At 71.0% G+C, this 18,312-nt stretch carries 16 protein-coding genes; 11 read left to right on the forward strand and 5 right to left on the reverse strand.

Annotation, left to right across the window (positions count from 1 at the left end; translation table 11 throughout):
* The first annotated feature begins 2 nt into the window (after window positions 1-2).
* From ACWCSU_RS13965 to ACWCSU_RS13985, 5 genes are all read left to right on the forward strand, one after another.
* On the forward strand, window positions 3-716 hold the full coding sequence (locus ACWCSU_RS13965; protein WP_357692580.1) for a type II secretion system F family protein: 714 nt from the start codon (window positions 3-5) through the stop codon (window positions 714-716).
* 166 nt (window positions 717-882) lie between these two features.
* A complete protein-coding gene (locus ACWCSU_RS13970) occupies window positions 883-1,677 on the forward strand; it encodes a type II secretion system F family protein (protein WP_449935237.1) in 795 nt (264 codons plus the stop codon).
* Between the two features lie 202 nt (window positions 1,678-1,879).
* Window positions 1,880-2,221 (forward strand): DUF4244 domain-containing protein, encoded by a 342-nt coding sequence (locus ACWCSU_RS13975; RefSeq protein WP_449935239.1) that lies wholly within the window; start codon window positions 1,880-1,882, stop codon window positions 2,219-2,221.
* Between the two features lie 92 nt (window positions 2,222-2,313).
* Complete coding sequence (locus ACWCSU_RS13980) at window positions 2,314-2,598, forward strand: TadE family type IV pilus minor pilin (RefSeq protein WP_397036538.1); 285 nt, start codon at window positions 2,314-2,316, stop codon at window positions 2,596-2,598.
* 356 nt (window positions 2,599-2,954) lie between these two features.
* On the forward strand, window positions 2,955-3,338 hold the full coding sequence (locus ACWCSU_RS13985; RefSeq protein ID WP_364082725.1) for an Rv3654c family TadE-like protein: 384 nt from the start codon (window positions 2,955-2,957) through the stop codon (window positions 3,336-3,338).
* Between the two features lie 87 nt (window positions 3,339-3,425).
* Here the strand turns inward: ACWCSU_RS13985 and ACWCSU_RS13990 are convergent, their stop codons facing one another.
* A complete protein-coding gene (locus ACWCSU_RS13990; protein WP_449935241.1) occupies window positions 3,426-5,768 on the reverse strand; it encodes a DEAD/DEAH box helicase in 2,343 nt (780 codons plus the stop codon).
* 409 nt (window positions 5,769-6,177) lie between these two features.
* Here ACWCSU_RS13990 and ACWCSU_RS13995 point away from each other — a divergent pair, with 409 nt between their 5' ends.
* From ACWCSU_RS13995 to ACWCSU_RS14020, 6 genes are all read left to right on the forward strand, one after another.
* Window positions 6,178-6,528 carry an STAS domain-containing protein gene (locus ACWCSU_RS13995; RefSeq protein ID WP_043629845.1) on the forward strand — a complete coding sequence of 117 codons (351 nt, stop codon included), beginning with the start codon at window positions 6,178-6,180 and terminating at the stop codon, window positions 6,526-6,528.
* 1 nt (window position 6,529) lies between these two features.
* The gene (locus ACWCSU_RS14000) at window positions 6,530-6,955 is read left to right on the forward strand and encodes an ATP-binding protein (protein WP_357692567.1); all 426 of its coding nucleotides are present in this window, start codon (window positions 6,530-6,532) and stop codon (window positions 6,953-6,955) included.
* 473 nt (window positions 6,956-7,428) lie between these two features.
* Window positions 7,429-8,364 (forward strand): DUF2332 domain-containing protein, encoded by a 936-nt coding sequence (locus ACWCSU_RS14005; RefSeq protein ID WP_449935244.1) that lies wholly within the window; start codon window positions 7,429-7,431, stop codon window positions 8,362-8,364.
* A gap of 931 nt (window positions 8,365-9,295) precedes the next feature.
* Window positions 9,296-11,608, forward strand: coding sequence for a sodium-translocating pyrophosphatase (locus tag ACWCSU_RS14010; RefSeq protein WP_357692562.1), 2,313 nt, complete (start codon window positions 9,296-9,298; stop codon window positions 11,606-11,608).
* Between the two features lie 321 nt (window positions 11,609-11,929).
* Window positions 11,930-12,397 (forward strand): SixA phosphatase family protein, encoded by a 468-nt coding sequence (locus ACWCSU_RS14015; protein WP_364082712.1) that lies wholly within the window; start codon window positions 11,930-11,932, stop codon window positions 12,395-12,397.
* A gap of 15 nt (window positions 12,398-12,412) precedes the next feature.
* The gene (locus ACWCSU_RS14020; protein ID WP_449935248.1) at window positions 12,413-14,626 is read left to right on the forward strand and encodes an FUSC family protein; all 2,214 of its coding nucleotides are present in this window, start codon (window positions 12,413-12,415) and stop codon (window positions 14,624-14,626) included.
* On the opposite strand, the gene serB is transcribed toward ACWCSU_RS14020, so the two are convergent.
* The 4 genes from serB to ACWCSU_RS14040 form a co-directional block, all read right to left on the reverse strand.
* Window positions 14,616-15,833 (reverse strand): phosphoserine phosphatase SerB, encoded by a 1,218-nt coding sequence (gene serB, locus ACWCSU_RS14025; RefSeq protein WP_357692554.1) that lies wholly within the window; start codon window positions 15,831-15,833, stop codon window positions 14,616-14,618. The genes ACWCSU_RS14020 and serB overlap by 11 nt on opposite strands.
* Window positions 15,834-15,913: 80 nt before the next feature.
* Window positions 15,914-16,492 (reverse strand): hypothetical protein, encoded by a 579-nt coding sequence (locus tag ACWCSU_RS14030; RefSeq protein ID WP_357692551.1) that lies wholly within the window; start codon window positions 16,490-16,492, stop codon window positions 15,914-15,916.
* Between the two features lie 95 nt (window positions 16,493-16,587).
* Window positions 16,588-17,598 carry an S-adenosylmethionine:tRNA ribosyltransferase-isomerase gene (locus tag ACWCSU_RS14035; protein WP_449935250.1) on the reverse strand — a complete coding sequence of 337 codons (1,011 nt, stop codon included), beginning with the start codon at window positions 17,596-17,598 and terminating at the stop codon, window positions 16,588-16,590.
* On the reverse strand, window positions 17,595-18,251 hold the full coding sequence (locus tag ACWCSU_RS14040; protein WP_449935253.1) for an SDR family oxidoreductase: 657 nt from the start codon (window positions 18,249-18,251) through the stop codon (window positions 17,595-17,597). Before ACWCSU_RS14040 ends, ACWCSU_RS14035 begins: the two co-directional genes overlap by 4 nt.
* Between the last annotated feature and the right edge of the window lie 61 nt (window positions 18,252-18,312).

Below are 18,312 nucleotides of genomic sequence, written 5' to 3' on the forward strand. Positions count from 1 at the left end.
CGATGACCGCCGCGCTCATCTCGGCCCTGTCCACAGCCTGTGCCCTCTGGTTGTGGACCGGCCCGACCACGCCCGCCCTCCGCCTGCGCGCGCTCCTGACCGCACCTCGTCGCCGACCCCCATGGCCGCGCCTGCTCCGAGCCACCCTCACCCGCCCCGGCCCCACCCGCCGCGCCGACGCCTGGCGCCGCGCCTCCATAGAGCTGTGCCAGTCGCTCTCGGCCGAGCTCGCCGCGGGCCGCACCCCGGGCGAAGCCCTGACCCGGGCCATCACAGCCGTCGACTTCCCCGACCCCGAAGCACTGCGCCCCGCCCTGGCCGCGGCAAGAGACGGCGGCGACGTCTCCGCAGCCCTCACGGCAGCGGCCCCGGCTCAGGGCGGCGAGGGCCTCCGCCGCCTCGCTGCCTGCTGGGACGTCAGCATCACCGTGGGCGCAGGCATGTCCGCCCTGGTCGAACGAGTCGGCAACACGCTCCGCGCCGCCCAGACCCACCGCGCAGACGTCGCCGCCCAACTGGCCGGCCCTCGCACCACGGCCCGAATGCTCGCCGCCCTGCCGATCCTCGGCCTCCTGATGGCGGGAGCGCTCGACATGCACCCCCTGAACTTCCTGCTCGGCACCTTCCCCGGCCTGCTCTGCCTCCTGTCCGGCGCAGCCCTGGACGCCTGCGGCCTGTGGTGGACCCACCACATGGCCACCAAGGCCCACCCCTGACCCACCACCCTCCACCCCCACCCGCGACCCCGTCCCCCCGTCCCCGTCCCCGCGTCCCCGCGTCCCCGCGTCCCCGCGTCCCCGCGTCCCCGTCCCCGCGGCCGTCGCCCGCGGGGCGCCGGGCCGCATCCTTCCCGCACCCGAACCACTGGAATTCCGCTGCCCGATGCTTCCCTTTCTGTCCGCCTTCTGCGTGGCCCTCGCCACCTGGTTGTGGTCAGCCTCACGCACCCCCGCAGACCGCCTCACCCGCCTCCTCCCTCCGCCCACCCCCTCAGCCCCGCCGTCCAGCCCCACCACCTCTGCGACGGACACCCCCACCCAGCCCGACTGGCTCGACAAAGACGCCCTCCACCGTCCCCCGGACCGCAGAACCATCACCACCGCGGCCCTCACCGGCGTGATCACCGCCCTCCTGATCGGTGGTTTCGCAGGAATCGCGGTAGCCCTCCTGCTGACCCCCGCAACAGCCCTGATCCTGCACAGAAGGGAACCCCCTCACTCCCGCCTGGAACGCGAACAGATCACCGCCGACCTCCCCTTCGCCGCGGACCTGATGACCGCGTGCCTCCTCGCCGGACAACCGGTGACCGCCGCCACAGACCTGGCCGCGACCACGATCGGCGGCCCTCTCGGTCAGCGTTTGGCATGGGTGAGCAGCCAGCTCCGCCTGGGCGCCGACCCCGAACCGACCTGGGCAACCCTGACGAGGGACCCGGCCCTGAGCCGGCTGTCGAGAGCCATGAGCCGAGCCGCCCAGACCGGCGCCCCGCTGGCGGACGTCCTGACCCGCCTGGCCGACGACGCAAGGGACGCCGCCAGAGCCGCCTCACTGGCCGCCGCCCGAACCGTGGGCGTCAAAGCGGTGGCCCCTCTGGGCCTGTGCTTCCTTCCGGCCTTCGTCCTCCTGGGCATCATCCCGGTGATCGCCGGCCTCGCGTCCACCATCATCCTGCCGTGACCCTCACGGGCGAACGAGCCGCCAGGCCACCGAGCAGGGCCTTCGCCGCCCTCTCACGTCCGCAGCAGGACTTGTCCACAGCCCGAGGAGTCACCCGGCCGGCAATCCCCAGAACGCCGTTCGGCCAGACGGCGGCTGCGCCTTCTCGGCGAATCTTGGACTCCCGCCGGACAAGACCCGGCTCCGATCACCTGGAGGCACGATGCAAAGTCCCGCCACCACGCCAGGCCCCCTCAGCCCCGCTCCACCCATCACGGCCTGCCCGGCTCCGTACATCGACAACGTCGAGACGGAAGGCACACAGTCTTCCTCCTCCTCGACCGCCGGCGGGCCGACCAGCTCCCGCAACACCCGATGGCGTCCCGGCAAGTGGATCGCCTGCGCCGTCGCGAACCGCGAGCGCGGCATGTCCACCGCCGAATACGCGGTAGGAACCATCGCGGCCTGTGCCTTCGCCGCACTCCTCTTCAAGGTGGTCAGCAGCCCCGAAGTGCAGGAAATGCTGAAGTCCCTCATCGACCGAGCGCTCAAAACGACCGGATGACCCTGCCCCAGACGCGGAAGGCCACCACCGGGCAACGGTCGGCATCACGCGGCTCGGTGACGGCCGAGACCGCCGCCATGCTGCCCGCCCTCATGATCGTCCTGGCGGCCGCGCTCTGGGCCATACAAGCGGTGAACGTCCAACTGGAATGTGTAGACGCGGCCCGAGCGGCAGCGCGTGCCGCAGCCCGAGGTGAGCCGCTGGACCAGGTCCGCGACCTCGCCCGCTCAGCCACTCGCCCAGACGCACACGTAGAGATCGCCCGCGACGCAGAAATCACGAACGTAGAGATCGCAGTAGATGTACGACCAGCCTGGGGCACTTCCCTGCCGGCCATCCGTGTGTCGGCCTCGGCGACAGCCGCCACAGAACCATGACGTCACACAGTCGCCTGCCGAAAGGAGATCTGCCAGGAGGACATGAGCCCTCGTGTCCTCCTGGCAGTCGGGGGGCGAAATCTCCAACCCCTACGCCGTCTCCTACCCACAAGAGCAGCCGACAACTCCGCGACACGGCACGGAGATCGACATCAAGGAGCGAGGAGGCGCACCCCGAGGTGCAAAGGCCCTTGGCCGCGCAGGCACCTTCCGGTGCGGAAGTGGACGCGTCAGCAGGGAAGCCACAAACGCGTGCCGAAAACTCACGGCAACCGGGGTTCGGCGCATCTGGCGAATGCTGATGAATCGCCAGACCTGTCATGAACTCTCGCCAATCAATCACTCCAAGGACAAGGATGATCAAACACAAGGAACGAGGGTCGGCGACCTTATGGGGCGTGGCCCTCATGGGGCTCCTGATGGCGATTGCCGGCGGGCTGGCCTCCGTGGGGGCGGTTCGGGTGGCTCGCCATCGTGTTGACGGCGCGGCCGATCTGAGCGCTCTGGCCGCCGCCAGGTCGGCGATCGTCGATCCCGAGGGCGCTTGCGGCAGGGCGTCCGCGTTGGCCAGAAGGAACGGCGTCCGCCTGGTCGCCTGTGAGATCACGGGAGAGGTCGCGGACGTCCGGACCTCTCTGTCGATCACCCTGCCGATCGCGGGAACGCACACCCTCACAGGCAGATCCCGTGCGGGGCCGGTCGAGATGTCGCCTGACGGGGGCGGACAGGCCCGCCGATGACAGCGAGCCGAAGCATGAGCTCCGCGTCGACCTGCGGCATATGTAGAAACCGGGACATGTCCCGCGTCGGACGGAGGAGAGCGGGAGCTAAGCCGGAGGGCCAGGGGTGAGGAGGATGTCCAGGAGTTGGAGTGCGCCGCGTTTGTGCAGGGGCTCGTTGCCGTTGCCGCACTTCGGGGACTGGATGCAGGAGGGGCAGCCGCGTTCGCACTCGCAGGACGCGATCGCCTCGCGCGTGGCCGTCAGCCAGTCGGTGGCGCGCGCGTAGCCGCGTTCGGCGAAGCCGGCACCGCCTTCGTGACCGTCGTACACGAAGACCGTGAGCAGGCCCGTGTCGGCGTGCAGTTCGGTGGAGACGCCGCCGATGTCCCATCGGTCACAGGTGGCGAACAGGGGGAGCAGGCCGATCGAGGCGTGTTCGGCGGCGTGTGCGGCACCGCCCAGGTCGATGTCCGCCGCCGCGAGCGGGGCCACCGCCGTGGCGGGCAGCGTCCACCAGACCGCGCGGGTGCGGAGGGTGCGGGGCGGCAGGTCGAGGGGTTCGTCGCCGAGCATCTCGCCCGACTGCATACGTCTTTTCAGGTACGAGACCACCTGCCTGGTCACCTCCACCTCGCCGAAGTGCAGCGTTCCCGGGCCGAGGGGGCGGGAACGCTGGGTGGCGAGGATGGAGATGTCGGTGATGTCGCGGGCGAACGTCGAATAGTCAGGGTTGGCGGCCTCGACCAGGGCGACTCCGGAGTCGAGGTCGAGGGTCTCCACCAGGAAGGTCTCGCCCTGGTGGAGGTAGACCGCGCCGGTGTGGACCGTGGTGTGGGCCGAGGGTTCGTCCACGCTGCCGAGCAGGCGGCCGGTCGACGACTCGACCACCTGGATCGGGGCGCCTCCGCCGCCTCTGATGTCGGCGAGGTCGGTGGCGCGTTCGCGGCGGGTCCAGAACCAGCCTGCCGGACGGCGTCTCAGCAGGTTCTGGGCGACCAGGTCGTCCAGGACATCGGGGGTGGTCGTGCCGAAGACGGGCAGATCGTCGTCGGTCAGCGGGATCTCGGCGGCGGCGGCGCACAGGTGGGGGCCCAGGACGTACGGGTTGTCCGGGTCCAGGACGATCGCCTCCACCGGCCGGCCGAACAGGGCCTGCGGATGGTGGACGAGGTAGGTGTCCAGGGGATCGTCCCTGGCGATGAGCACGGCGAGGGCGTCCTGGCCGTCGCGTCCGGCCCGGCCGGCCTGCTGCCAGAGGGAGGCGCGGGTGCCGGGCCAGCCGGCGATCAGTACGGCGTCCAGGCCCGAGACGTCCACACCGAGTTCGAGGGCGTTCGTGGTGGCCAGGCCCATGAGGGTGCCGGCGCGCAGGGCCTTCTCCAGGAGGCGGCGGTCTTCGGCGAGGTAGCCGGCGCGGTAGGCGGCGACCTTGTCGGGGAGGGCGGCGAGGTCCTCGACGTCGTCGGGGATGGCCCAGGTGAGAGGGCTCGGAGGTGTGGGGTGACGGAGGTCCTGGAGGTCGGCATCGGGCCGGTCCGTCGCGCCGGCGCCCCGGCCGGTGGCGTTGGTGGCGTTGGCAACCGGGCTCATGGCGTCGGGAGCGGCGCTTCCGGAAGCGGGAGAGGAACTGTGGGGGGTGGCCTCAGGGAAGCCGGAGGCGTCGGTCGGCGCGGTTTCGGGGGTGGCGGACGGAGGCCGGGGAGCGGTGACGGAGAAGGCCACGTCGGCCAGCTTGGCGCGGGCGGACAGGGCGACCGTCTCCGCGCCGCGTCGCGAACGTACGAAGGCGAGCGTCCGTACGTTCGCCAGGACGAGGTCCGCGAGGAGGTCGGCCGTCTCAGCGGTCGCCGTCCGGCGTACGGGAGCCCCTCCCTCGCCCCGCAGATCCGTCAGGGGCGGCTCCCAGAGGGCAATGGTGGTCGAACCCTTCGGCGAGGCGTCCGTGGTCACCTCGTCCATCTCAAGCCCCGTCAGCCTCATGGCGAACACGCCTGGCTCGCTCGCCGTGGCCGAGGCGAGCACGAACGTGGGGCGCGAGCCGTACCGGGCGCAGACGCGGCGCAGGCGGCGCAGGATCTGGGCCACGTGCGAGCCGAAGACGCCGCGGTATCCGTGGCACTCGTCCACGACCACCATGCGGAGACGGCGGAAGAACGAGGACCACTGCGCGTGGCGAGGCAGGACGCCACGGTGGAGCATGTCCGGATTCGTCAGGACGTAGTTGGCGTGTTGGCGGATCCACGTCCGTTCCTCGAAGGGGGTGTCACCGTCGAAGCAGGCGGCGCGCACCTGCGTGATGCGCAGCTCGCGCAGGCCGCGGAACTGGTCGGCGGCCAGGGCCTTGGTCGGCGTCAGGTACAGGACGGTGCCGCCGTCGAGGCAGGACGCGACCGCCGGAGTGAGGTACGCCAGGGACTTGCCCGAGGCCGTGCCCGTACTGATGATCACGTTTCGGCCACGGAAAGCCAGGTCGGCGGCCTCGTACTGGTGGGGCCAGAGTCCTGTGACTCCACGGTTCGCCAAGCGCGTAACGAGGACTTCCGGTGCCCAGTCGGGCCAACGGGCTTGACCCGCCTGACGTGCTGGAACATGCTCCACATGGGTGACACGCTCATGACGTGCGGGAACTCCGAGCAGGTGGGCGAGGAGTGGACCTGCTTGTTGTGGGGAGGATGGCGTGGAAGTCACTGTTTCCAGTCTTGCATCGATGGGCAAAGTCGCCGGGAATCGTGATTTCGTATAGACACAAGCCAGACGCGTGGTTGAATGCCGCGCGTCAGGGTCGGACAGTCTGGGGCCACGCTCCAGACTGCCAGGCCCGCAAGAGTACTTTCGCAGGCGAGGCGCTGGAGGATCTGTGGATCTGAAGTTGGATCACCGCACCGAAGACCGACTCACCATCGTGGAGGTCGAGGGTGAGATCGATGTCTACACGGCGCCGAGATTGCGTGAGCTCCTCATCGACCTGGTGAACAAGGGCAACTTCCACCTTCTGGTGAACATGGAGAAGGTCGACTTCCTCGACTCCACGGGGTTGGGAGTGCTCGTCGGAGGGCTCAAGAGGGTCCGGGCGCATGACGGCTCGCTTGAGCTGGTGTGCACCCAGGAGCGCATCCTCAAGATCTTCCGTATCACCGGTCTGACCAAGGTCTTCGGGATTTACGCTTCCGTCGACGAGGCCAAGGAAGCTCACGGCAAAGACAAGTAGCATGGCTACCGTCGAGCTGACGTTCAGCGCTCTCCCCGCGCATGTGCGGACCGCCCGGCTGGTGGCCACGGCGATCGCCCGTCGCACCGGCGTCGAGGAATCGCTGCTGGACGAAGTCAGGCTCGCCGTGGGTGAGGCATGCTCCAGGGCGGTCGAGGCGCATCGACTTCACTGCCCGGGCGAGCCCATCCGCATCGAGCTACGTGACGACTCCGGGCGTTTCGAGGTCACGGTCAGCGATCTGGCCCCCAGTGACGAGATCAAGCAGGAGCAGCCGCTCGATCTGGGCATGCTCTCTGACTCGTTCATGTCAGGCTTCGGCCTCGCCGTGATCACCGGTCTGGCCGATGACGTCGAGGTCTTCCCCAGCCCCAAGGGGACGAACATCCGGATGAGCTGGCCCGCCTCCAACGGGGCGGGTTCCTGACCTGACAGCGCTTGGATCGGTCCCTTGTTTTCTGAGGGTCGTGTTCGGGCTGGTCGGGTCTGGTTGAGGGCGATAGACGGGGATGAGGGGGTGTCCGGTTGTGGCATGCCTTCCTCCCTGTCGGATCGCACCTTTCTTGTGCCCATGAGGACGCCGAGGTCCAGGCGTCCGGGGCTTTGTCGGCATGCCTTGGATGGCTTGGTGCGGTGTGAAGGCAGGGCGAAGAGCCCTCGCCGCGATGTTGGTGGGTGCCTCCGATCGGGGCCGGAAGCCCGCAGTCGGCACACCCGGTCGCCATGGGCTGCGGCGAGATGGCGGGCTCCCGTTTGGGGAGTCGTCACAGGTTGCCGGGGTCGGGCTGGGTGAAGGCCCGATGCGGCACCCGAGGCTCAGGGTGACGAAGAGGGCCTGACGAATCCGTTCGAGAGCGCGGTCGGCTGGGTGTGGAAGGGGTTCGCTGCGATCATCGGGACATGACGACCGCAGCGATCTACGCCGACTTCGCCGCGCGTGAAGCGCACGGTGTGTCGCCCACGTACGAGCGGCTGGCATACGCGGTGACGCGGGATCTTGAACTCCTGACTTTGCTCGACGGGCTCCCGCCGGCCAAGCGGCAGCCGAACCTGCTGTTCGGCGTAGTCCGGCTGCTGGGTGGGCCGGTGGAGGATCTGGCCGAGTTCCACGATCACGCGGTGGCGAACTGGCCGGTGATCGAAGCGGAGATGCGCACCCGGACCACGCAGACGAACGAGGCCGGACGGTGTGCCGTCCTGCTGCCGGTGCTCAACGCGCTACCGCAGCCGCTCGCGCTGCTGGAGGTCGGCGCGTCCGCCGGGCTGTGCCTCTACCCCGACCGGTACGCCTACCGTTACGGCGATCACCTGGTCGGCTCCGGGGAGCCTGTCCTTGCCTGCGCGTCCACCGATATGGCGCCGCCGACCGGCCTGCCGCAGGTGGTGTGGCGGGCCGGCCTGGATCTGAACCCGCTTGACGTGACCGTCCCCGCGGATCTCGCCTGGCTTGACGCCCTCATCTGGCCTGAACACGCGCATCGCCGCGCCAGACTGCGGGCCGCGGCGGCCGTGGTCGCGGCCGACCCGCCGCTGCTCGTACGGGGCGATCTGGTGGACGACCTGCCGGCGCTGGCCGCGCAGTGCCCGCCCGACGCGACGCTGGTGGTGTTCCACAGCTCGGTGCTGTACCACGTGCCGATGCCGCGACGGGTGGCGTTCGCCGAGGCGGTACGCGGCCTACCCGGCCACTGGATCGCGAACGAGGCCCCGGACGTGCTGCCCTACGACACGCTCCCGACGCCGCCGGGTGAGGCGCTGTACAACGTCCTCGCGCTGGACGGGAGGCCGCTCGCCTGGACCCGATCGCACGGCCAGGCGATCACCTGGTTCACGTGATGCGCAGGGACGGGTTGACGTCCAGCTCAACGGTCTCGAGTGTGATCGGGCGTGGTGCTGCGGAGGCTCAGTGCGCCGCAGACCGCTTGGGTGTGTAGGGATCTGGGCCTCGCCTGATGTGAAGGCATGGCGCTGGGGCTCGGCGGGGTTGGCGGGGGAGCTTCGTGGTGGTACTCGACGTGGTTCTGGCGAGCCGGGCGGTCCTGGGATTTCCCGGGTGTCGGGGTGTTGGTCCGTGATATCTGGCGGCTTGGGCTCCTTTGACGTGGCCTGAGGGGGTAGCGTGTCTGCGCTCCGGGATTCTTGATCGTCCCAGGATGCCTGTGGAAGATGGCCCATAGTTGTCCACAGCCTGTGGATAGGCGGGGGATAGCTGGCCGAGTCACTTGGCCGGCGCCGGGGAGTATGGGCATGAACCCCTGAAACCGGAGGCATGGTGGCCGGTGTCAGGTCTCGAAGCCGGCGTCGGGGAGGGTGGCCGGCGTAGGAGCTTCGGATCGGCGTCGAGGCTGGCGTAGCTTCCCGGTGGCGTAAGGCCATCGAGGAGGCCGGCGCGGGTGGTGCCGCACGGCTGTGTTTCGGGTGGGAGCGCGGGGCGGGGTGGGGTGTCGGCGTGTCGCTGGGTTAAATCTGGGTTTCGGGCGGTCCGATTTGGGGGCTTGTCATGCCCGTAAACGCGAGGAAATTTCGCCTGTCAGATCGCAAACCGGCCTGCTGTCAGGGGATTACTGAACGGTCGCGCAAATAGCCGCCCCGAGAGCCTTCATATCCGTTCAGTGCCTGCGTAGACTCCCGGCACCGGCCAAGGTGATCCGGCGGAACCGCGGATTCAACCGGAAGCGGCACCCACAACCCGGATGGTGCCGCACCCGCCCGCCGAGAAATCCGCAGCACCGTTCGGGCAGGACGACCGGTCTTGCCGAGGAGAACGATGAGCAGGCACATGCTGGCATTGGAGCCAGCGCCCAATCTGTCCCTGAGCGGTAACAATCTCACCATCGTGATCGTGGTCGCCGCGGTCGCGCTGATCGCGCTAGCCGTCGCCGGCGGCCTCGTACGCGAGGTGCTGTCCGCCGGCCAGGGCACCGAACGCATGCAGAACATCGCGCGAGCCGTGCAGGAGGGCGCGGCTGCCTATCTCACGCGCCAATTCCGCACACTGGCGATCTTCGTGATCGTCATTCCCTTCCTGTTGCTCTTGCTGCCGGGCGAAATGGACGTACGCGTCGGTCGCTCGATCTTCTTCGTGGTCGGTGCGGTGTTCTCCGCATTGACCGGATTCATGGGCATGTGGTTGGCGGTGCGCGGAAACGTGCGTGTCGCCGCCGCTGCCAACGAGTCGGGCGAGAAGCGCGCCATGCGCGTCGCGTTCCGTACCGGCGGCGTCGCCGGAATGTTCACCGTCGGCCTCGGGCTGCTCGGTGCGGCCGTGGTCGTCTTCATCTACCAGGGCGAGGCGCCCCACGTTCTCGAAGGGTTCGGGTTCGGGGCGGCGCTGCTGGCGATGTTCATGCGAGTCGGCGGCGGCATCTTCACCAAGGCCGCCGACGTCGGCGCCGACCTGGTGGGCAAGGTCGAGCAGGGCATCCCCGAAGACGACCCGCGCAACGCCGCGACGATCGCCGACAACGTCGGTGACAACGTCGGCGACTGCGCGGGCATGGCGGCCGACCTGTTCGAGTCGTACGCGGTCATGCTGGTCGCCAGCCTCATCCTGGGCAAGGTGGCCTTCGGCGAGCAGGGTCTGATCTTCCCGCTGATCGTGCCCATGATCGGCGTGCTGACCGCGATCATCGGCATCTTCGTCACGGGGATGCGCGACCGCGACCGCAGCGGCATGGCGGCGATCAACCGCAGCTTCTTCATCTCGGCCGCCATCTCGGCGGTGCTGGTCGCCGCGGCGGCCTTCTGGTATCTGCCCAGCAGCTTCAGCGCCCTGTCGGGCTCGACCGTCACGTCGGACGCCGACCCACGCCTGATCGCGGTGGGCGCGGTGCTGATCGGGCTGGTGCTGGCCAGCGCGATCCAGCTGCTGACCGGCTACTTCACCGAGACCAACCGGCGTCCGGTGCGCGAGATCGGCGAGAGCTCGGCCACCGGCCCGGCCACCGTCATCCTGGCCGGCATCAGCGTCGGCCTGGAGTCGGCCGTCTACTCGGCGCTGATCATCGGCGGCGCGGTCTACGGGGCGTTCCTGCTCGGGTTCGGGAACGTCACGATCGCGCTGTTCGCGGTGGCCCTGGCCGGCACCGGCCTGCTGACCACGGTCGGCGTCATCGTCTCCATGGACACCTTCGGCCCGGTCTCCGACAACGCCCAGGGCATCGCCGAGATGTCGGGCGACGTCGAGGGCGAGGGCGCGCGGGTGCTCACCAGCCTCGACGCCGTCGGCAACACCACCAAGGCCATCACCAAGGGCATCGCCATCGCCACGGCCGTGCTCGCGGCGACGGCGTTGTTCGGCGCGTTCCGTACGGCGGTGGAGGACCAGCTCTCCAGGGCCGGCCAGGACATCAAGGACGCGCTGGGCGCCTTCTCGACCTTCAGCCTCAGCATCGACCAGCCCAACGTCCTGGTGGGTCTGATCGTCGGCGCCGCGGTGGTGTTCCTGTTCTCCGGCCTGGCGATCTCGGCGGTCGGCCGCGCGGCCATGCGGGTGGTCTTCGAGGTACGCGACCAGTTCCGCAACAAGCCGGGCATCATGGACGGCACCGAGAAGCCCGAGTACGGCCGCGTCGTGGACATCTGCACCCGCGACTCGCTCCGCGAGCTGGCCACGCCCGGCCTGCTGGCGGTGATGACCCCGATCGCGGTCGGGTTCGCGCTCGGCTATGCGCCGCTCGGCGCGTTCCTGGCCGGCGCGATCGCCTGCGGCACCCTGATGGCCGTCTTCCTGGCCAACTCCGGTGGCGCGTGGGACAACGCCAAGAAGCTGGTCGAGGACGGGCACCACGGCGGCAAGGGCTCCGAGGCCCACGCCGCGACGGTCATCGGCGACACGGTCGGCGACCCGTTCAAGGACACCGCGGGGCCGGCCATCAACCCGTTGATCAAGGTGATGAACCTGGTCGCGCTGCTGGTCGCTCCGGCCGTCGTCCTGTACGCGGGCAACGCCGCGCTGCGGGTCGGCATCACGGTGGTGGCGGTGGCGGTGGTCGTCGTGGCCATCATCGTCTCCAAGCGCAGGTCGGTGACGAGCGAGCCGGCCAACAACGACCGCGAGCACGAGCCCGTGGCGTCGTAGCCGTCGCTTCACGAGACGCCCGCTCCGGCATCGGGGCGGGCGTCTTCGCGTGTGGGGGGAATCCAGGGGCTGGCTCCGAGCGCAGGGCCGCGCGACGCTTTCGCGAGCGGCGAGCGGCGAGCGGCGAGGGGCGAGGCGGGGGTTCTCGGGGGTTGGGGGTTCCCGGGCGGGTGGGGGTGGGGGTGCGGTGGGAAACTGGGCGGGTGGAAGACGACAACCGGCCCTCGGGGGGCAAGACGCTGGTCCTGATCCTGCTGGCGATGCTGGCCATCCTGGCCGTGATCGTCGGGCTCGGGATCTGGGCGTCGAGGGGATGACGTGATGCGGACCCTGATACTGCTCCGCCATGCCAAGGCCGCGCAGGTGCCCGGTCTCGCCGACCGCGAACGTCCGCTGACCGAGCGCGGCGAGCGGGACGCCGGTCGCGCCGGCGACGAGATCAGGGCGGCCGGGCTGAGTCCCGACGCGGTGCTCTGCTCGCCCGCGCTGCGAACCAGGCGTACGGCCGAGCTGGCCTTTCCGGGCATGGAGATCAGCTACGAGCGCGACATCTACCAGGCTTATCCAGAGGAACTGCTCGAACTGGTCCACAGGACCGACCCCGAGCTGGGCACGGTCGTGTTGTGCGGGCACAATCCCGCGGTGCACGAGCTGGCCCTGCAACTGGGCGGCGGCGACTACGGCTTCCGGCCGGGGGCGTTCGCGGTGATCCAGGTGGAGGCCGCGTGGGTAGACCTGTGGCCGGGGGAGGGACGCCTGGTCACCCACTGGGATCCCAAGGAGCACTGACCGGGGGCGACGCCTATGCGGGGGGCCGCCAGAGCGCTGCGTGACGGCTTCTCGCTGCCCGCGCGTCCCCCCTGGGGCTACGGGCTGCTGTGCGGGCTCGCGGTGGCGGGGCCGCTGCTGGCCGGGGTGCTGGCGGGGCGGCCGCAGTCGGGGGCCTTCCTGGCTCTCGGGGCGTACCTGACGGCGTTCGGGGACACGTACGGGCAGCCGTACGCGGCGCGGGCGCGGTTCATGGCCATCAAGATCGTGCTGATCGCGGCCGGGTGCTGGCTGGGCCTGTTCCTGGCGGACCGGCCCTGGTGGGCGGTGCTGGCGCTCGGGCTGGCCGCGGCGGCGGGCGCAAGGTGGCGTACGGTGGGCACGCCGCCCGCGTTCGCCCTGGTCACCGGGTTCTACCTGGCGGTGCCCGCGGGCTTCGGGCCGCCCGAGCTGATGGTGCTCGGCGGCCTCCTGTACGCCGTGCTGGCCCTGGCCCTGTGGCCGCTGCGCCGGTTCGACCCGCTGACGACGGCGCTGGACGAGGCCGTCCAGGCGACGGCCGGGCTGCTCGACGGGCTGGCCGGCGACGGCCGCGACGATCGCCACCACCGGGACGGCCGGGACGGCTGGGACGACCTCAGGGAACGCGCGTCCAAGGCCCTGGGCGCCGCGGCCACGGCGTCGGCGGCGTTCGAGAGCATGGACGCGACCGGCAGGTCCGCCGACGCGTACGTGAAGGCGCTGGTCCGCATCTTCCACGAGACGGTGGCGCTGCGCGCCCTGCGCGCGGCGGCCCCGGACGAGCAGGACGGGATCGACGACGTGGCCACGACGCTGGCCGCGGACCTGCGGGTGGCCGCGGACGGGCGGCGGGCCGGGGCGGTGGAGGCGCTGGCTGTCACCGCCGACTACGCCGAGCGCCTGGCCGCGCGCGAGCCCGCCGGCGACCCGGCGGCGCTGCGCAGCGGCGCGGTGCTCGGGCAGGCCCGGCGCTGCCTGGACCGGATCGCGCTGGGAGTGCGCACGGTGGGCTCCCTGGCCGCCCGCCACACGCCTCCGGCAGGCCGCGGCGTCCTGCCCGGCCTGCCCTGGAAACGCGCGGCGGGCCGTGGGGTGCCGACCTGGAAACACGCGGCGGGTCGCGGGGTGCCGACCTGGAAAAGTGGGGTGCTGACCGGGAAACGTACGGCGGACCGCGGCGGGCTGTCGGGGAAGCAGCCGGGGATGGCGTGGAAGCCGGCGCCCGGAGGCTCGGGGCCCGAGCATGCCGGACGGTTGGGGATCACCGCCGCCGTGGCGCTGGCGTTGATACTGGGGGTGCACGAGCAGTACGGCAAATGGTTCGTGTTCACCGTGCTGCTGGCGGTGCGGCCCACCTACGGGGACACGGTCGAGCGGGTGGTGCTGCGGGTGGCGGGCACCGTGGCGGGCGCGGCGGGGGCGGCGCTGATCCTGGCGGCGGTGCCGGGGCCGTACACGATCGTGGGGACGGTGCTGGTGTTCGGCATGCTCGGGTTCGCGCTGCGCGAGGTGAGCTACGGCTACTGGTCGGTCTTCGCGACGCCGCTGGCCATGATGCTCACCGACTTCTCGACCCGGCTCGACTGGGAGGCGGCGGGGATCAGGCTGGCGCTCACCGCGGGCGGCGGCGTGCTGGCGCTGGTGGCGGCGCGGCTGCTGTGGCCGCGCGGCCAGGCCGGACGGCTGCGCGGCCTGTCCGCCGAACTGCTGCGCGAGCACGGCCACCTCATCCGCACGCTGGCCGAACGCGACCTGGACCGGCTGCCCGACCGTACGGAGTCCGCCGGGATGGCGTCCGACCGGCTGCGCGAGTCGCTGGACAAGCTGGACAAGGAGCCGGGCGGCAGCGCGCCGGCCGAGCTGCGCGCCGCGCTGACGCTGGCCAGGAAGCTCAGGGACGACGCGATCCTGCTCGGCGCCGTGCTGCGCGGGGCCGAGCCGGGTTCGGACGCCACAGCGGGCGTCCTGGACGCGGTGGCCGACCGGCTGGACGCCGTGGGGCAGGCCGTACGGGAGCGGGAGCCGCCGCCCGCGGCCGACGCCTTCGAGTCGGAGCTCGACGACGTGGCGCGGGAGGTCAGCTCGCTGATGGAGGAGGCGGTGGCGGGCGAGGGCACGGCGGTGCGCAGGCGGCTGCGGCACGCGGTGACCGCCCACCCGGCGCTCAGGTCGCTCTGCAAGGACGCGCTCGACCTGGCCGCCGAGGTCACCGCCCGGTTCAGGACGTGAGCACGCCGTCCTCGGCGTCGGCGGCCTCGACCTCGTCCCTGGAGATGCCCAGCAGGTAGAGGATCGAGTCGAGGTAGGGCGTGTTGACCGCGGTGTCGGCCGCCTGCCGGACGACGGGCTTGGCGTTGAAGGCGATGCCCAGCCCGGCCGCGGCGATCATGTCGAGGTCGTTGGCGCCGTCGCCGATGGCCACCGTCTGGGAGATGGGCAGCTTGGCCTCCCGGGCGAACCGCTCCAGGGCCCGGGCCTTGCCCGGACGGTCGACGATCTCGCCGACGACGCGGCCGGTCAGCTTCCCGTCGATGACCTCCAGGACGTTCGCCGCCGAGTAGTCGATGCCCAGCTCCTCGACCAGGGCGTCGGTGATCTGGGTGAAGCCGCCGCTGACGATGGCGAAGCGGTAGTCGAGGCGCTTGAGCGTACGGACGAGGGTGCGGGCGCCGGGCGTGAGCACGACCTCCTGGCGCACCTGCTCGAAGACCTCGGCGGGCAGCCCTTCGAGCAGCGCGACCCGGCGGCGCAGCGACTCGGCGAAGTCGAGCTCGCCGCGCATGGCCTGCTCGGTGACCCTGGCGACCTCGTCGAGGCAGCCGGCGTGCGCGGCCAGCAGCTCGATGACCTCGCCCTGGATGAGGGTGGAGTCGACGTCCATGACGATGAGCCGCTTGGCCCGGCGGGACAGGCCGGTGCGCTGGACGGCGACGTCGACCTCCTGGGCGGCGGCCTCGGCGGCCAGCTCGACGCGCAGGGCGGTCGGGTTGGCGCCGGAGACCGACAGCTCGATGCAGGTGACGGGCCACTGGGCGAGGCGTTCGATGCGGTCGATGTTGGCGCCGGCGGCGGCGATGCGGCCGGCGATGCCCGCGATGGCGGCGGGCTGGAGGGTGGCGCCCAGCACGCTGACCGACAGGCGGCCGCGGCGGCGCTGTTCCTTGGTCTGGGAGCCGGTGGAGAGCTCGACCTCCATGCCGAGGTCTTCCGCCACCCGCTCGACGGCGGTCCACATCGCGCCGAGGGTGGTGCCCGTGCCGGTGGACGGGCCGCCGGCGTAGGCGACGAGCACGCCGAGCGTGAGTCTGCCGCGGATGACGACCTGTTCGATGTCCGCGACCGTCACCGGGAACCCGGACAGCACGGAGAAGAGCCTGGAGGTGACACCGGGCCGGTCGGGGCCGGTCAGGGTGATCAGGAGGGTGCGCTGGTCCACATCCAGCCACGGTACTGCGCCCGGTCCCGTGCCCGCGCAGCAGGCTCGCCATTCGGACACGGGCGCAGCGGTCGCGAGGACTAGCGGACGATCCTGGTCTTCGCGGTCTTGGCGTAGCCGCGCTCGGGGATGCCGAGGCGCTCAAGCTCCTCCTGGGCCAGCGACCACGTGCCCTTCTCCTGGTCCCACATGCCCTGCTGGACGTCGTACGTGATCACGCCGAGGGTCGCCTTCTGCGTGCCCGCGGCGCTCTTCTTCAGCTTCGCGTAGAAGTCCAGACGGACCCAGTCGTCCTTCTCCAGGACGTAGGGGACGCTGCAGTACAGGGCGCGGCCGTCGAGGGCGCAGATGGTGCCCTTGGGGGCGTTGTAGCGGATCTTCCGGAGGTCCACGCCCTTCGGGAACTGGCCGCCCACGAACCAGGCGTCGGCCGAGTACGGGCCGGTGTTGGTCGCCTTGAGGCTGTACTTGATCAGGCCGCCCGCCTTGGCCGTCTTGGACGCCTTCAGGTTGATGTCGAAGACCGCGAACGGGTCGTCGGCGACCTTGGCGGTGTGGGCGGCGGTGGCCGTCGTGGTGGCGGAGGCGGGCACCGCCGGAACAATCAGCGCACCGGCCAGCAAAGCCAGCGAGGCGACCTTAGTGAGGGAGTTGCGCATTACGTCTCCGGTGAGGAAGTGGCACGGGGACGCACACGAACAAGCCCCCGTAAATGTCGGCTGTTCCTATCACGAGGGCAAAATCCGTGTAAAGCTTATTTATCCAGAATCAAGTGCGTGTCGCCAAACTCGTGCCACAGATATCCCTTCCGCAGCGCCTCTTCGTACGCGCGCGCCAGCGCTTTCTCGCCCGCGATCGCCGTCAGCATGAGCAGGTGACTGGATCGCGGCTCGTGCAGCCCGGTGATGAGCCCGGTGACCGCCCGTACGCCGGAGGCCGGGGTGACGACGTGCCGGGTCCAGCCGGAGGAGGCGCTGACCTGGCCCTCCGGGCCCACGGCGGTCTCCAGGGCCCGGACGACGGTCGTGCCCGCGGCGATCACCCGGCCGCCGTTCAGCCGGGTCAGGTTCACCAGGCGGGCGGTGGCGGCGGGCACCTCGTACCGTTCGGCGTAGGGACGCTCGTCCTTCTCGGGCGAGGCCACGCCGGTGTGCAGCGTGACGGGCGCGATCGTCACGCCCCGCGAGACCAGCGCGGTGACCAGCTCGGGGGTGAATGGCCGGGCCGCGCTCGGCATCTCCGCGCTGCCCGGCACGGTGGCGAACACGGTCTGGTAGGCGTCGATGGGCCAGTCGGCCGGCACGTACGAGTAGCGGATCGGCCGGCCGTGCTCGCGCAGGTACGGCAGCACGTCCCGGTCCAGCCGCGCCCGCCACAACCGCGGCGTCTCCCGTTCGATCAGCCGCAGCGTGGCCCGGCCCGGCAGCGGCAGCCACTCGCCCGGCTCGCCGCCCCCGTACGGCTCGGACGCCTTGGCCGTCCTGCGGCGCAGCTCGACCAGCCAGGTGCCGTCCTCGCGGGCGGTCGAGAAGTGCACCGCGAGCCGGTCGAGCCGGACCGCCGCGGGCAACGTCGCCGAGTTGTTGACCACGATCAGGTCGCCGGGGTCGAGCAGTCCGGGCAGGTCGCCGAACCGGTGGTGGACGGGCTCGGCCTCGCCGCGCGAGACCATCAGGCGCACCGCGTCCCTGGCCAGCCCGCGCGCCTCGGGCGGCTCGTGGGCCGACAGGTCGGCGGGCAGCGCGAAGTCCAGCAGCGCCGTCATTGCAGGCTCACCTTTCCGCTCGCCGGCCGGGAGCTGACCAGGTCGCGCAGGGCCGCGGCCACCTTGGCGGGGTCGGCGGCCGACGACGCCTCCTGCTCCCCGACGGCGTCGGCGAGCATGCGGGTGTTCATCTCGCCGGGATCGACCCACCAGACCCGTACGGCGGGCTCCTCGGCGGACAGCACGTTCGACAGCTGCTCCAGGGCGGCCTTGGTCGCGCCGTAGCCGCCCCAGCCCTCGTAGGCGCCCGTGGCGGCGTCGGAGGTGATGTTGACCACGGCCCCGCCCGCCGCGCGCAGGGCCGGCAGCGTGGCCTGGACCAGCGCGAGCGGCGCGGTCACGTTCGTCTCCAGCAGGACCCGGAACGCCTCCAGCGGGTAGCCCGCCAGCGGCGGCAGCGGGGTCGTCCCGAGGTCGCCGGCGTTGTTGACCAGGAGGTCCAGCTCGGGCGCGGCCTGTCCCAGCCGGGCGACGTGCTCGGGGTCGGTCACGTCGCCGGGGATCGCGGTGGCGCCCAGCTCGTCCGCGACCCGGCGCAGCTCGTCCGCGCCGCGGGCGGTGAGCACGAGGTTCCAGCCCGCCTCCGCCAGGGACCTCGCCAGGGCGAGGCCGAGACCGCGGGAGGCGCCGGTGATGAGAGCGGTGTTCGTCATGCCCTCGACGCTAGGATCGGCGCGCCGCGCGGGCATCGGGCGCAGGGCCCGCTTCGCCTGG

This window comes from Nonomuraea sp. NPDC001699 (genome assembly GCF_053596455.1).